The organism is Staphylococcus simulans (assembly GCF_025561465.1).
Lineage (GTDB): Bacteria > Bacillota > Bacilli > Staphylococcales > Staphylococcaceae > Staphylococcus > Staphylococcus simulans.
On record NZ_CP095100.1, the window covers coordinates 1347009 to 1361366 of the forward strand.

General features: G+C 34.4%; 14 protein-coding genes. 13 read left to right on the forward strand and 1 reads right to left on the reverse strand.

Annotated elements, in window-relative coordinates:
* Positions 1-4: 4 nt before the first annotated feature.
* Positions 5-256, reverse strand: a complete 252-nt coding sequence (rpsT, locus tag MUA87_RS06265) for a 30S ribosomal protein S20 (RefSeq protein ID WP_002481081.1) — start codon at positions 254-256, stop codon at positions 5-7.
* Positions 257-521: 265 nt separating this feature from the next.
* On the opposite strand from rpsT, the gene lepA reads away from it, so the two are divergent.
* The 13 genes from lepA (at position 522) to MUA87_RS06330 (ending at position 14339) form a co-directional block, all read left to right on the forward strand.
* Positions 522-2345: a translation elongation factor 4 gene (gene lepA / locus MUA87_RS06270; protein ID WP_002481079.1), complete on the forward strand. Its 1824-nt coding sequence runs from the start codon at positions 522-524 to the stop codon at positions 2343-2345.
* Between the two features lie 68 nt (positions 2346-2413).
* On the forward strand, positions 2414-3535 hold the full coding sequence (hemW, locus tag MUA87_RS06275; protein WP_107548356.1) for a radical SAM family heme chaperone HemW: 1122 nt from the start codon (positions 2414-2416) through the stop codon (positions 3533-3535).
* Between the two features lie 96 nt (positions 3536-3631).
* Positions 3632-4591, forward strand: a complete 960-nt coding sequence (hrcA, locus tag MUA87_RS06280; protein ID WP_002481077.1) for a heat-inducible transcriptional repressor HrcA — start codon at positions 3632-3634, stop codon at positions 4589-4591.
* A gap of 26 nt (positions 4592-4617) precedes the next feature.
* On the forward strand, positions 4618-5208 hold the full coding sequence (grpE, locus tag MUA87_RS06285) for a nucleotide exchange factor GrpE (RefSeq protein WP_262550298.1): 591 nt from the start codon (positions 4618-4620) through the stop codon (positions 5206-5208).
* A gap of 50 nt (positions 5209-5258) precedes the next feature.
* On the forward strand, positions 5259-7094 hold the full coding sequence (dnaK, locus tag MUA87_RS06290) for a molecular chaperone DnaK (protein ID WP_002481075.1): 1836 nt from the start codon (positions 5259-5261) through the stop codon (positions 7092-7094).
* A gap of 170 nt (positions 7095-7264) precedes the next feature.
* Positions 7265-8398 carry a molecular chaperone DnaJ gene (gene dnaJ, locus MUA87_RS06295; RefSeq protein ID WP_002481074.1) on the forward strand — a complete coding sequence of 378 codons (1134 nt, stop codon included), beginning with the start codon at positions 7265-7267 and terminating at the stop codon, positions 8396-8398.
* Positions 8399-8403: 5 nt separating this feature from the next.
* A complete protein-coding gene (gene prmA / locus MUA87_RS06300; protein ID WP_060804765.1) occupies positions 8404-9342 on the forward strand; it encodes a 50S ribosomal protein L11 methyltransferase in 939 nt (312 codons plus the stop codon).
* 1 nt (position 9343) lies between these two features.
* Positions 9344-10096 (forward strand): 16S rRNA (uracil(1498)-N(3))-methyltransferase, encoded by a 753-nt coding sequence (locus MUA87_RS06305; RefSeq protein ID WP_262550300.1) that lies wholly within the window; start codon positions 9344-9346, stop codon positions 10094-10096.
* Between the two features lie 5 nt (positions 10097-10101).
* Positions 10102-11448 (forward strand): tRNA (N(6)-L-threonylcarbamoyladenosine(37)-C(2))-methylthiotransferase MtaB, encoded by a 1347-nt coding sequence (mtaB, locus tag MUA87_RS06310; protein ID WP_002481071.1) that lies wholly within the window; start codon positions 10102-10104, stop codon positions 11446-11448.
* Positions 11449-11578: 130 nt separating this feature from the next.
* Positions 11579-11755 (forward strand): 30S ribosomal protein S21, encoded by a 177-nt coding sequence (gene rpsU, locus MUA87_RS06315; RefSeq protein WP_000048060.1) that lies wholly within the window; start codon positions 11579-11581, stop codon positions 11753-11755.
* Between the two features lie 213 nt (positions 11756-11968).
* Positions 11969-12685, forward strand: a complete 717-nt coding sequence (locus MUA87_RS06320) for an NfeD family protein (RefSeq protein ID WP_262550302.1) — start codon at positions 11969-11971, stop codon at positions 12683-12685.
* An 18-nt stretch (positions 12686-12703) separates the two neighbouring features.
* The gene (floA, locus tag MUA87_RS06325) at positions 12704-13690 is read left to right on the forward strand and encodes a flotillin-like protein FloA (RefSeq protein WP_002481068.1); all 987 of its coding nucleotides are present in this window, start codon (positions 12704-12706) and stop codon (positions 13688-13690) included.
* Positions 13691-13703: 13 nt separating this feature from the next.
* On the forward strand, positions 13704-14339 hold the full coding sequence (locus MUA87_RS06330) for a superantigen-like protein SSL4 (RefSeq protein WP_023015135.1): 636 nt from the start codon (positions 13704-13706) through the stop codon (positions 14337-14339).
* The last annotated feature ends 19 nt before the right edge of the window (positions 14340-14358 follow it).

Sequence of the window (14358 nt, forward strand, 5' to 3'; positions counted from 1 at the left end):
TTCATTATTTAGCTGCAACCATTAATTTTGATTTAATGCGGTCAGCTTTATTTGAGTGAATTAAGTTAGCTTGAGAAGCTTTGTCGACTTTTTTCACAGCGATACGTACTAATTCATTTTTGTTTTCAGCGTTTTCAGCGATAGCTGTTTTCGCACGTTTAACTGCAGTACGCATAGCATTTTTTTGAGAAATGTTTTGTGCTTCAGCTTTGTTAGTTGTTTTAACACGTTTAATAGCAGATTTAATATTTGGCATTGAATGTCACCTCCTAAAAGTGATCTATGATCATCAAATAAATATTTGATTACAACAAGAAACATTTTATCAAATGTACTATTAAACTGCAATCATTTATTTTCAATGAGGCTTTTAACAAGCGATGATTTACAGTAAAATAGAGTCTGTCAGTAAAATGTACATGAAATTGCCATTAGTTGCAATTATGGGGCAAACACGTTATTATATCAAAGAATATCATACATAATGCTCTATTTGAATATTATGAAAGTGAGTAGATAGAATGAATAATGAAGAACGGTTAAACCGACAAGAAAATATTAGAAACTTTTCTATCATTGCCCATATTGACCATGGAAAGTCAACGTTGGCTGATAGAATTTTAGAAAACACTAAAAGTGTTGAAACACGAGAAATGCAGTCACAATTATTAGATTCAATGGATTTAGAAAGAGAACGCGGTATCACTATTAAGTTGAATGCGGTTAGATTAAAATACGAAGCTAAAGATGGTAAGAATTATATTTTCCACTTAATTGATACACCAGGGCATGTCGATTTTACTTATGAAGTTTCTCGTTCTTTAGCAGCATGTGAAGGGGCTATTTTAGTTGTAGATGCTGCACAAGGTATCGAAGCACAAACACTGGCAAACGTATACCTTGCACTTGATAATGACTTAGAATTACTTCCTGTAGTGAATAAGATTGATTTACCAGCTGCAGATCCTGAACGTGTTAAACAAGAAATTGAAGATGTTATTGGTTTAGATCAAGATGATGTTGTTTTAGCAAGTGCTAAATCTAATATTGGTATTGAAGAAATATTAGAAAAAATCGTTGAAGTCGTACCACCACCAGAAGGCGATCCTTCTGAACCATTAAAAGCATTAATTTTCGACTCTGAATATGATGCTTATAGAGGTGTTATTTCTTCAATTCGAATTATGGATGGCGTAGTTAAAGCAGGGGACAAAATCAAAATGATGGCGACTGGTAAAGAATTCGAGGTAACCGAAGTTGGTATTAACACACCTAAACAACTTCCAGTCGAAGAACTAACTGTTGGAGATGTTGGCTACATCATCGCAAGCATCAAAAATGTGGATGATTCACGTGTAGGGGATACTATCACACATGCAGAACGCCCAGCAGCACAACCATTAAAAGGTTATAAAAAAATGAATCCAATGGTGTTCTGTGGTTTATTCCCAATTGATAATAAAAAATACAATGATTTAAGAGAAGCCTTAGAAAAATTACAGCTGAATGATTCATCACTAGAATTCGAACCTGAGACTTCTCAAGCTTTAGGCTTTGGTTTCCGTACAGGATTCTTAGGCATGCTGCATATGGAAATTATTCAGGAACGTATCGAACGAGAATTTGGAATCGAATTAATTGCGACAGCTCCATCTGTAATTTATGAATGTATTCTAAAAAATGGTGAGAAAAAAATCGTTGATAATCCAGCACAAATGCCTGAGAGAGATCAAATTGATGAAATTTATGAGCCTTACGTTAGAGCAACAATGATGGTACCGAATGATTATGTAGGTGCCGTTATGGAATTATGCCAACGTAAGCGTGGACAATTTATCAATATGGACTATTTAGATGATATTCGTGTCAATATTATTTATGAAATTCCACTTTCAGAAGTAGTATTTGATTTCTTCGACCAACTTAAATCAAATACAAAAGGCTATGCTTCATTTGATTATGAACTTATCGGCTATAAAGAAAGTGATTTAGTTAAAATGGATATCTTATTAAACGGCGAAAAAGTAGATGCTTTAAGTTTTATTGTTCATAAAGAATTTGCATATGAACGCGGTAAAGCGCTTGTTGAAAGATTAAAAACGTTAATCCCTAGACAACAATTCGAAGTACCCGTACAAGCTGCAGTTGGCCATAAAATCATTGCCCGTACAAATATTAAATCAATGGGTAAAAATGTACTTGCGAAATGTTATGGTGGGGATATCAGCCGTAAACGTAAATTATTAGAAAAGCAAAAAGCAGGTAAAGCAAAAATGAAAGCAGTAGGTAATGTTGAAATACCTCAAGACGCTTTCTTAGCAGTATTAAAAATGGATGAAGATTAATAATAAGGTTGGGACTCTAATGTCCCAGCTTTTTATTTTGAATTTTGTCCTAAAAGCGAGGCGAAAATATGAAAGTTAAAAGTGCATATATTCATATTCCATTTTGTGTCAGAATTTGTACTTACTGTGATTTCAATAAATACTTTATACAAAATCAACCAGTTGATGAGTATTTAGATTGCTTAATTGAAGAATTTAAAACAGCTGACAATCGCACATTAAAAACAATGTTTGTAGGAGGAGGCACACCTACAGCGTTAAATGAGTCACAATTAGAGCGTTTGTTAAAAGCTATCAATGAGCACTTTACTATTTCAGGAGAATATACTTTTGAAGCAAATCCAGATGAACTTACACCATCGAAGATTAAACTTTTAAAAGACTACGGCGTCAATCGCATTTCAATGGGTGTTCAAACGTTTGACCAAGATTTATTAAAAGTACTTGGGCGTACACATAATACGGCAGATATATACAATGCTGTCGAGCTCGCTAATCAATACCAGATTAACTCTATCAGTCTTGATTTGATGTATCATCTTCCTGGTCAAACACTTAAACAATTTGAAGACAGTTTAGATATTGCGTTATCAATGGATATTAATCATATCTCAAGTTACGGTCTAATTCTTGAACCTAAAACTCAATTTTATAATTTATATAGAAAAGGAAAGTTAAAACTTCCAAACGAAGATGTAGGGGAAGAAATGTATGAGCTATTACTTGATAAAATTAATCAATCTTCAATGCATCAATATGAAATTTCAAATTTTGGTCAACCTGGTCATGAATCTGAACACAACAAAGTGTATTGGATGAACGAAGGTTATTATGGCTTCGGAGCAGGTGCCAGTGGATACGTTCATGGAATAAGGTACTCAAATGTCAATCCTGTTAATCACTATATTAAGAAGATTAGAAACGGCGAACGTCCTATTTTACATCAAACAACACCCACTCATCGCGAACAAATGGAAGAACAGATGTTTTTAGGTTTAAGAATGAATCAAGGGGTAAATAAATCTGTGTTCAATCATAAATTCAATGAAAACATTGATCAAATCTATGCTGAGGCACTTACTGACCTAAGTAAAAAGGGCTTAATTATTAATGACAATAACGCTGTTAAATTGACTGATCGAGGTAAAGTTATTGGTAATGAAGTCTTTGAAGCATTCTTATTAGATTAATTTTAAGAGGTCAAGGCTTTAACATTGACTTACTTTGACCAATTTGATAAATTATAATTAGCACTTGGAAGAAGAGAGTGCTAATGAGGTGGAAACATGATTACAGATAGACAATTGAGCATTTTAAATGCCATTGTTGAAGATTATGTGGATTATGGTCTACCTGTCGGTTCTAAAACAATTATTGAGAGACATAATGTTGATGTGAGTCCAGCTACTATAAGAAATGAAATGAAACAATTAGAATCATTTGGTTTAGTAGAAAAATCTCATGCATCATCAGGAAGGTCACCTTCATTAAAGGGTTTTAGATATTATGTAGACCAACTGTTGGAAAATACTTCTCCTCTAAAAGAAACGAATAACCAACGTTTAAATAAACTGTTAATGGAATATAACTTTAATTTATCTGCTGCACTAAGTGTGTATGCGAATGAATTGTCATTATTTACACAGTATACTACGTTGGTAATGAAACCAAATCAATCAAAAGATTTAATCAGCGATGTTCATTTGTTTAACGCAACCGCTAATTTGGTTATTATGGTAATTGTGTTCGAAACAGGAAATGTTGAACATATTCAATTAGCAGTAGACGAAAAGATTTCTAAAGCGCGTTTAATTCAAATAGCGAATTACATCAAAGAACTTTATAACAATAAAAGTTTTGTTGATGAAGCAATGGAACATTCGAGCGACATCACAACAATTCATCAATTAACAGATTTACTTTATCAAAGAGTTAATGATAGCAAGAAAGACATCTACCTTGGTGGTAAATCAAATTTAATTGATACATTGAATGAGCAGAATGTGAATTCAATACAACAAATTCTTCAATATTTAGAGTCCAATAAGATATTGAAACTGTTCGAAAAAGATAATCATTCTGGAATCGATGTTAAAATAGGAAAAGAAATTGATAATGACCTAGAGGACATCTCAATTGTGATGAGTGATTATCATATTGATGAACATCTTAAAGGACACATAGCTGTTATTGGACCGACCGCTATGCGTTATCAAAATGTAATTCAATTACTATATAAAATATAGTTTTGAAATGTATTGGAGGACAGAAAATGGCAGAAAAAGATCAATCAGTTAACAATGAAGAAGTTGCTGAGAACGAAAATGCAACTGTAAATTCAAATACTGAAGAAGATACTCAATCAACTGAGAATACCGAAAACGTTCAAAATGGTTCTGAAGAGAATCAAGAAGAGAATGAAATCCAACAACTAAAAGATGAGTTAAAAGAACAAGAAGAAAAATATTTACGTCTGTATGCAGAGTTTGAAAACTATAAGAGACGTATTCAAAAAGAAAATCAAACATTAAAAACATATCAAGCTCAAAGTGTTTTAACGGATATCTTGCCGACTATTGATAACATTGAACGTGCGTTACAAATAGAAGGTGAAGACGAATCATTTAAATCTCTGCAAAAAGGGGTACAAATGGTTTATGAAAGCTTATTACGCGCATTAGAAGAAAACGGTCTTGAGAAAATAGAAGCTTTAGGACAACAATTTGATCCAAACTTCCATCAAGCTGTTATGCAAGATAGTGATGATTCATATGAATCAGGCGAAGTTACACAAGAGCTTCAAACTGGTTATAAATTGAAGGAGCGTGTATTACGCCCTTCAATGGTTAAAGTAAATCAATAAATATAACTGATGAAATATACAACAAATGTTATTAGGAGGAATTATTAGTTATGGGTAAAATTATCGGAATTGACTTAGGTACAACAAATTCATGCGTGTCTGTTTTAGAAGGCGACGAACCAAAAGTAATCCAAAATCCAGAAGGTGCACGTACAACACCATCTGTTGTAGCTTTCAAAAATGGTGAAACTCAAGTAGGTGAAGTTGCTAAACGACAAGCGATCACAAACCCTAATACTATTCAATCAATCAAACGTGAAATGGGTACAGACCACAAAGTAGACGTTGATGGAAAATCATACACTCCACAAGAAATTTCTGCAATGATTCTTCAAAACTTAAAAAGTACTGCAGAAAGCTATCTAGGAGATAAAGTAGATAAAGCAGTTATTACTGTTCCAGCTTACTTCAATGACGCTGAACGTCAAGCTACTAAAGATGCTGGTAAAATTGCTGGTTTAGAAGTTGAACGTATTATCAACGAACCAACTGCAGCTGCTTTAGCTTACGGTTTAGATAAAACTGATCAAGACGAAAAAGTGTTAGTATTCGACCTTGGTGGCGGTACTTTCGACGTTTCAATCCTTGAATTAGGCGATGGCGTGTTCGAAGTATTATCAACAGCAGGTGACAACAAACTTGGTGGTGACGACTTTGACCAAGTAATCATTGACTACCTAGTTTCAGAATTCAAAAAAGAAAATGGCATTGATTTATCACAAGATAAAATGGCATTACAACGTTTGAAAGATGCAGCTGAAAAAGCTAAAAAAGACTTATCTGGTGTATCACAAACTCAAATTTCATTACCATTCATCTCTGCAGGAGAAAGTGGTCCATTACACTTAGAATTAACTCTAACTCGTTCTAAATTCGAAGAACTTTCAGATGATTTAGTTCGTCGTACAATGGAACCTACTCGTCAAGCACTAAAAGATGCTGGCTTAACAAGCAAAGATATCGATGAAGTAATCCTTGTTGGTGGTTCTACTCGTATTCCAGCTGTTCAAGAAGCAGTTAAAAAAGAAATCGGCAAAGAACCAAACAAAAGTGTTAACCCTGATGAAGTTGTAGCTATGGGTGCAGCTATCCAAGGTGGCGTTATCTCTGGTGATGTTAAAGATGTTGTATTATTAGACGTTACACCATTATCATTAGGTATCGAAATTATGGGTGGTCGTATGAACACATTAATCGAACGTAACACTACTATCCCAACATCAAAATCACAAGTTTATTCAACAGCTGCAGATAACCAACCAGCAGTAGACATTCACGTATTACAAGGTGAACGTCCAATGGCTTCAGATAACAAAACATTAGGACGCTTCTCATTAACTGATATTCCACCAGCTCCACGTGGTGTACCACAAATCGAAGTAACATTTGATATCGATAAAAACGGTATTGTAAACGTTACTGCTAAAGACTTAGGTACAAACAAAGAGCAAAATATCACAATCGAATCAAGCTCTGCACTTTCAGATGATGAAATCGATCAAATGGTTAAAGATGCTGAACAAAACGCAGAAGCAGATAAAAAACGTCGTGAAGAAAGTGACTTACGTAACGAAGCTGACAGCTTAGTATTCCAAGTTGAAAAAACATTAAAAGACTTAGCTGACAATATCGGCGAAGACGATAAAAAACAAGCTGAAGACAAAAAAGAAGAATTGAAAAAAGCACTTGAAGGCGACGATTTAGAAGATATCAAAGCTAAAAAAGAAGAACTTGAAAAAGTCGTTCAAGATTTATCAATGAAAGTTTACCAACAAGCACAACAAGCTCAAGAACAACAACAAGGTGGAGATGCTTCTAACAACAGTGATGTTGAAGATGCAGATTTCACTGAAGTTAAAGACGACGACAACAAAGATAATAAATAAGTGCATGCTTTCTCAAAAGAGCAGCTTTAACTAAATAAAGAAAAAAGCGGCTTCTTAAAAATTTAAGTCAAAGTCAATTGTACATTGGCTTTGACTTTTTATTATTTAACCAACTATACTTTAAAAGGTATAATGATTCTAAACTAGCAGAAAGATAAGGAGAGATTACAGTGGCAAAAAGAGACTATTATGAAGTCTTAGGTGTCAGTAAAGATGCGTCAAAGGACGAGATAAAAAAAGCCTACCGTAAATTATCCAAAAAATATCACCCAGATATTAATAAAGAAGAAGGCGCAGATGAAAAGTTCAAAGAAATTACTGAAGCTTATGAAGTGCTAAGTGATGAGAATAAACGCGCAAACTATGATCAATTTGGTCATAACGGACCACAAGGCGGCTTTGGCGGCCAAGGATTCGGCGGTCAAGACTTCAGTGGCTTCGGAGGCGGTTTCGAAGACATATTCAGTACGTTCTTCGGAGGCGGTGGTGCACAACGTGATCCAAATGCACCACGTAAAGGGGACGACTTACAATACACTATGACTATTTCATTCGAAGAAGCAGTCTTTGGTGCTGAAAAAGAAATTTCAATTCGTAAGGAAGTAAAATGTGAAACTTGTGACGGCTCAGGTGCAAAACCAGGTTCTAAAAAGAAAACGTGTCACTATTGTAATGGAGCAGGACACGTATCTGTAGAACAAAATACAATACTTGGTCGTGTAAGAACTGAAAAAGTTTGTCCAGTATGTAATGGTACAGGTGAAGAAATTGAAGAACCATGCCCAACTTGTCACGGTAAAGGCACACAAACTAAAAACGTTAAAATCAAAGTCAAAGTACCAAAAGGTGTAGACACTGATCAACAAATTCGTTTAGCCGGTGAAGGCGCTCCAGGACATAACGGTGGACCACAAGGTGACTTATATGTTGTATTCAGAGTTAAACCATCTGATAAATTCATCCGTGAAGGTGATGATATCTTCTATAACTTGAAAATCAGCTTCCCACAAGCAGCTCTAGGTGATGAAGTTAAAGTGCCTACATTAGATGGTGAAGTTATTTTAACAGTTCCAGAAGGTACTCAAGACGGAAAACAATTCCGTATGAAAGAAAAAGGTGTTAAAAACGTTCATGGCTATGGATATGGTGACTTGTTTGTGAACATTAATGTAGTGACTCCAACTAAATTAAGTGAAAAACAAAAATCATTAATGCGAGAATTTGCGGAACTTAGCGGTGAAGAAATTGAAGAACAACCTTCTAATTTCAAAGAACGCGCACGTAGATTCTTTAAAGGAGAATAACAATAATGAACTGGGTGGAACTTTCAATTGTAGTAAATCATGAAGCACAAGATGCAAGTACAAACATTTTAGAAGACTTGGGTTCAAACGGTGTAGTGATAGAAGACTCAGAAGATTTAAAAGGAAACTTAGAGGATAAATTTGGCGAAATATATGAATTGAATCCTAGTGATTATCCTGAACGTGGTGTAAGAATTAAAGCATATTTCAACGAATTAGAATACTCAGATGAACTAAAAAAAGATATTTTAAGTGCTATCAAGAAGATTGATACTTTAAATGAAAATATGTTTAGCTATTCTGAACAATCACTTCAAGAACAAGATTGGGAGAATGAGTGGAAAAATTATTTCCATCCATTCAGAGCTTCAGAACGCTTTACTATTGTGCCAAGTTGGGAAGAATATGATAAAGAAAATAATGAAGAATTATGTATTGAACTAGATCCAGGTATGGCTTTTGGTACAGGAGATCATCCTACAACTAGCATGTGTTTAAAAGCGATTGAAACATATGTAAAACCAAAACATACTGTGATTGACGTTGGTACTGGATCAGGTATCTTAAGTATTGCTTGCTCATTATTAGGTGTTAAGCGTATCAAAGCTTTAGATCTGGATGAACTAGCTATAAAAGTAGCAAAAGAAAATTTCATAAAAAATGCTTGTGCTGATTCAATTGAAACAACAACCGGTAATTTATTACAAGGCGAAACAGATAAATATGATATTGTAATCGCAAATATATTGGCGCATATTATTGAAGAAATGATAGATGACGCTTATAATACTCTAAATGAAGATGGTTTATTTATAACATCTGGTATCATTGAAGAGAAGAGCAATGAAATTATAGAACATATGAAGCGTACTGGTTTTAATATCATTTCAATTAATCACGACAACGGTTGGGTTTGTATCGTTGGAGAGAAAGAGAGCAAATAATATGCAAAGATATTTTATAAATCAAAACGCTGATGAAAGTCAGCGTTTTTTTATTACTGACAAAGACGATATACATCACATTTCAAATGTCATGCGTCGTCAAGTCGGGGCTAAAATTATCGTAACCTTCGAGGACTTAAAAGTTTATCTCTGTGAGATTACAACTATAAATAATGAAGGCGTTGAATTTAAATTATTAGAAGAACAACCAAATGATACTGAATTACCTATAGAAGTAACAATATGCAGTGGATTAATTAAAGCAGATAAATATGAGTGGTTGCTGCAAAAATCTACGGAATTAGGTGCTTCTCACTTTATTGCAGTACAAATGGATCGTTCTGTTGTAAAACTAAATCAAAGTAAAGCAGATAAAAAATTGACACGATGGAATAAAATTGTCAAAGAAGCAGCTGAACAAAGTTATCGTCTTGTAATCCCAACTATTGAATTTGTATCGAATTTAAAGAAAGTATATGTTAATATAGATAAATATGATTATGTACTAATCGCTTATGAAGATGCAGCAAAAGAGGGCGAGATGAGTGAGTTTAAACGCGCACTCGAAAAATTCAGCAAAGGAGATCGTGTATTAATTATTTTTGGACCAGAAGGCGGTTTAAGTCCTGATGAAATTGAAATGTTCAAAAATAATAGTTACATAGTCGGCCTAGGTCATCGAATCTTGAGAGCAGAGACGGCTCCGCTTTATGCGCTTAGTGCAATTAGTTATGAAAAAGAATTAATGGGGTGAAATAAATGTCAACAGTAGCTTTTCATACTTTAGGTTGTAAAGTAAACCATTATGAAACTGAAGCAATTTGGCAATTATTTAAAGATGCCGGCTATGATCGAGTTGAATTTGATACAAATGCCGATGTCTTTGTTATAAATACATGTACAGTTACAAATACAGGAGATAAGAAGAGTAGACAAGTCATCCGACGTGCTATCAGAAAAAATCCAGATGCAGTCGTTTGTGTTACAGGATGTTATGCACAAACATCGTCAGCAGAAATCATGGATATCCCTGGAGTAGACGTTGTAGTCGGTACACAGGATAGAACGAAGTTGTTAGGTTATATTGAAGAGTTCAAAGCTGAACGTCAACCAATTAACGGTGTAGGCAATATCATGAAAAATCGTACATATGAAGAATTAGATGTACCATATTTCACTGATAGAACACGTGCTTCTTTAAAAATCCAAGAAGGTTGCAACAACTTCTGTACTTTCTGTATTATTCCATGGGCACGTGGTTTAATGCGTTCAAGAGATCCTGAGAAAGTAGTAGAACAAGCAACAACATTAGTAAATTCTGGTTATAAAGAAATTGTGTTGACTGGTATTCATACAGGTGGTTACGGTCAAGACTTGAAAGATTATAACCTAGCACAATTATTACGTGATTTAGAATCAGTAGATGGATTAGAAAGAATTCGTATTTCATCAATCGAAGCTAGTCAATTAACTGATGAAGTCATTGATGTAATCAAAAATTCAAATAAAGTCGTACGTCACTTACACGTGCCATTACAATCTGGTTCAGATACAGTATTAAAACGCATGAGACGTAAATATTCAATGGCACACTTCTCAGAACGATTGATGAAGTTACATGATGCTTTACCAGGTTTAGCAGTCACTAGTGACGTGATTGTAGGATTCCCAGGTGAAACTGAGGAAGAATTCCAAGAAACATATGACTTTATTTTAGATCATCACTTCTCAGAATTACACGTTTTCCCATATTCAGCTCGAACAGGGACACCAGCAGCTAGAATGGATGATCAAATTGATGAAAGTGTAAAAAATGAACGTGTTCATAAACTAATTGAATTAAGTAACCAATTAGCGAAAGAATATGCTTCTCACTTTGATCAAAAAGTATTAGAAGTAATTCCAGAAGAGCACGGTGAAAAACCAGGTACATTAGTGGGTTATGCAGATAACTACATGAAAGTTGAATTTGAAGGCGATGATTCGCTTATCGGAGAACTTGTACGTGTGAAAATCACAGAAGCAGGTTATCCTTTAAATAAAGGTTATGTTACTCGTGTGATTGATCATGCAACAAATAGCAGTGAATTTACAGCTATTGTGTAAGGTTCAAAAAATTAATTATTCTAATTGACCGCATCAACCACATATATTATAATTAGCATTGCATGGTTTATAAAAAACTATGCAAACGAATTTTAAAGTTCCGTTGTTATTTGGAGGGAGGGAAATACAGATGTCTAAAACAGTAGTCCGTAAAAACGAATCACTTGAAGATGCATTACGCCGTTTCAAACGCTCAGTTTCTAAAAGCGGTACAATTCAAGAAGTACGTAAACGTGAATTTTACGAAAAACCAAGTGTTAAACGTAAAAAGAAATCAGAAGCTGCACGTAAACGTAAATTCAAATAATTATTAAGTCTGTTGACTCCCTCAACAAACAATTAATTATTATATAATGCAGTTTAAACAGCCCTAAGTTTTACAATTATGTAAAACTTAGGGTTTTTTCTTATGTTTTGATGCTACATAATATAATTTTTCTATTGATGTTAAAATAAAACGATAATCCTATAATTACACTAAGTAATCATGTATAATGAACCTTGAGAGCGAGGTGAATCTATGTCATACCAAGCTGAAATCCTACATAATATTTCGGTATTTCAGGCAAGTTCAAATTCCACACTACATCAAATCAGCGATTTTATAACAAGTCCATTTATTTCATTAATTTTAACCTGTATTATCTTTTTAGGTTTTCTTTATCAACTCTATTCCAAGCGTATTAACTTTCCAGGCATTCTTGCTGCACTAGCCTTATTAATACTATTTTTAGGCTATTTGATACAAGGAGAAGTTTCCTTAATTTCTGTTGGATTATTTTCTATAGGTGTGATACTGCTCGTCATTGAATTGTTTGTTATTGGTGCAGTAATCGGCATTATAGGCATGATTCTCATCACAGTAAGTATGATTATGCTTGGTGAAAACATTCTTTGGATGTTAGTCAATGTTATAATCGCTTTAATACTGACTATTATAGAATGGGTGATATTAGTGAAAGGATATAACAAAAAGATTTCGTTATTTGAAAAAGTTATACTCAGAGATTCGACAAGGTCTGAAGCTGGCTATACTTCACACGATGACCGCTCTAATCTAGTAGGACAAACTGCAATCACTTTAACAGAATTACGACCTGCAGGAATGATTTCATTAAATGATGAACGCATAGATGCAGTGTCAGATGGAACATTTATACAAAGAGATGTAGAAGTCAAAGTAACTGAAGTTGAAGGATCGAGAGTAGTTGTCAGAGAGATTCCAAAAAACACATAATACTAGGAGGCACTTACTATGTTAGTACCGTTAATAATCATTGTTATTATTGCAGTCATTGCTCTATTAATCTTATTTTCATTTGTACCAATCGGTTTATGGATTTCTGCAATAGCAGCCGGTGTCAAAGTAAACATTGGCACACTTATCGGAATGCGTTTAAGACGTGTTTCACCACGTAAAGTTATCGCGCCATTAATTAAGGCACATAAAGCTGGTTTAAACCTTACAACTAACCAACTAGAATCACACTACTTAGCAGGTGGTAATGTAGACCGCGTTGTAGATGCAAATATTGCTGCACAACGTGCTGACATCAACTTACCTTTTGAACGTGGCGCAGCGATTGACCTAGCAGGCCGTGACGTTTTAGAAGCTGTCCAAATGTCAGTAAACCCTAAAGTTATTGAAACGCCATTTATTACAGGTGTTGCTATGAACGGTATTGAAGTAAAAGCTAAAGCTAGAATCACAGTTCGTGCAAACATTTCTCGTTTAGTCGGCGGTGCTGGTGAAGAGACTATTATTGCACGTGTCGGTGAGGGGATTGTTTCAACAATCGGTTCAAGTGAACATCATACTGTTGTTTTAGAAAATCCAGACAATATTTCAAAAACTGTATTAAGTAAAGGTCTAGATTCAGGAACAGCCTTTGAAATTTTATCTATTGATATCGCAGATGTGGATATCGGTAAAAACATCGGTGCAGACTTACAAACTGAACAAGCATTAGCAGATAAAAATATTGCTCAAGCTAAAGCAGAAGAACGTCGTGCAATGGCAGTTGCATCTGAACAAGAAATGAAAGCACGTGTACAAGAAATGCGTGCGAAAGTTGTGGAAGCAGAATCTGAAGTTCCACTTGCAATGTCTGAAGCTCTAAGAAAAGGTAATATCGGAGTTAAAGATTACTATAATTTGAAGAACATAGAAGCTGATACAGGTATGCGTGAGTCTATCAATAAACGTACGCAACCAAATGATAACGAGTCACCAGACAAGTAAACGAGGTGATTAAATGAATATCGGTCTAATAATATTTGTCGTTAGTGTTGTTATCTCATTAATATCAGCAATTAACGATAAAAATTATAAAAAGAGACAACAAAATCAACCAAAATCATCACAACCTAGAAGACAACCTACGACTGAGCGTAAACAACAAAAAGGGTTTCTTGAACAATTAGGTGAAAAGTTTGAGGAAATGCAAAAAGAATTAGAAGGTACGCCGCCATCTTCTCAACCTGATCACACACCTAAACCAGAAGAAACTACACGTCCGAACCGTCGTACATCTCAACCGAGACAAACGCGCGAGCAATCATCTCAACCAAGACTCGATTCAAATCAAAAAGAGCAAGTATTAACAAAACAACTGAATGATTCTTTAAATAATGAGTTACATGATTTACGCTCTCAAATGGATTTAGAGAAACAAAAGCAAATTGAGATATTAGAACGTCGTGCTCAAGCAATCATTAGTGATAAATATCTTTCAGAACGTGCTAAAAAAGAAAGACTCAAACAACTATTCGCAAATAAGTTTAATCAAACAAGCACACGAACTAATGAAGATTTACGCTTTGATGAAGATGAAATACTAAATGGTTTTGTTTGGTCAGAAGTACTTAAAAAGCCGAAACAGTTACAATAAATTTAATGGATTGGATGGA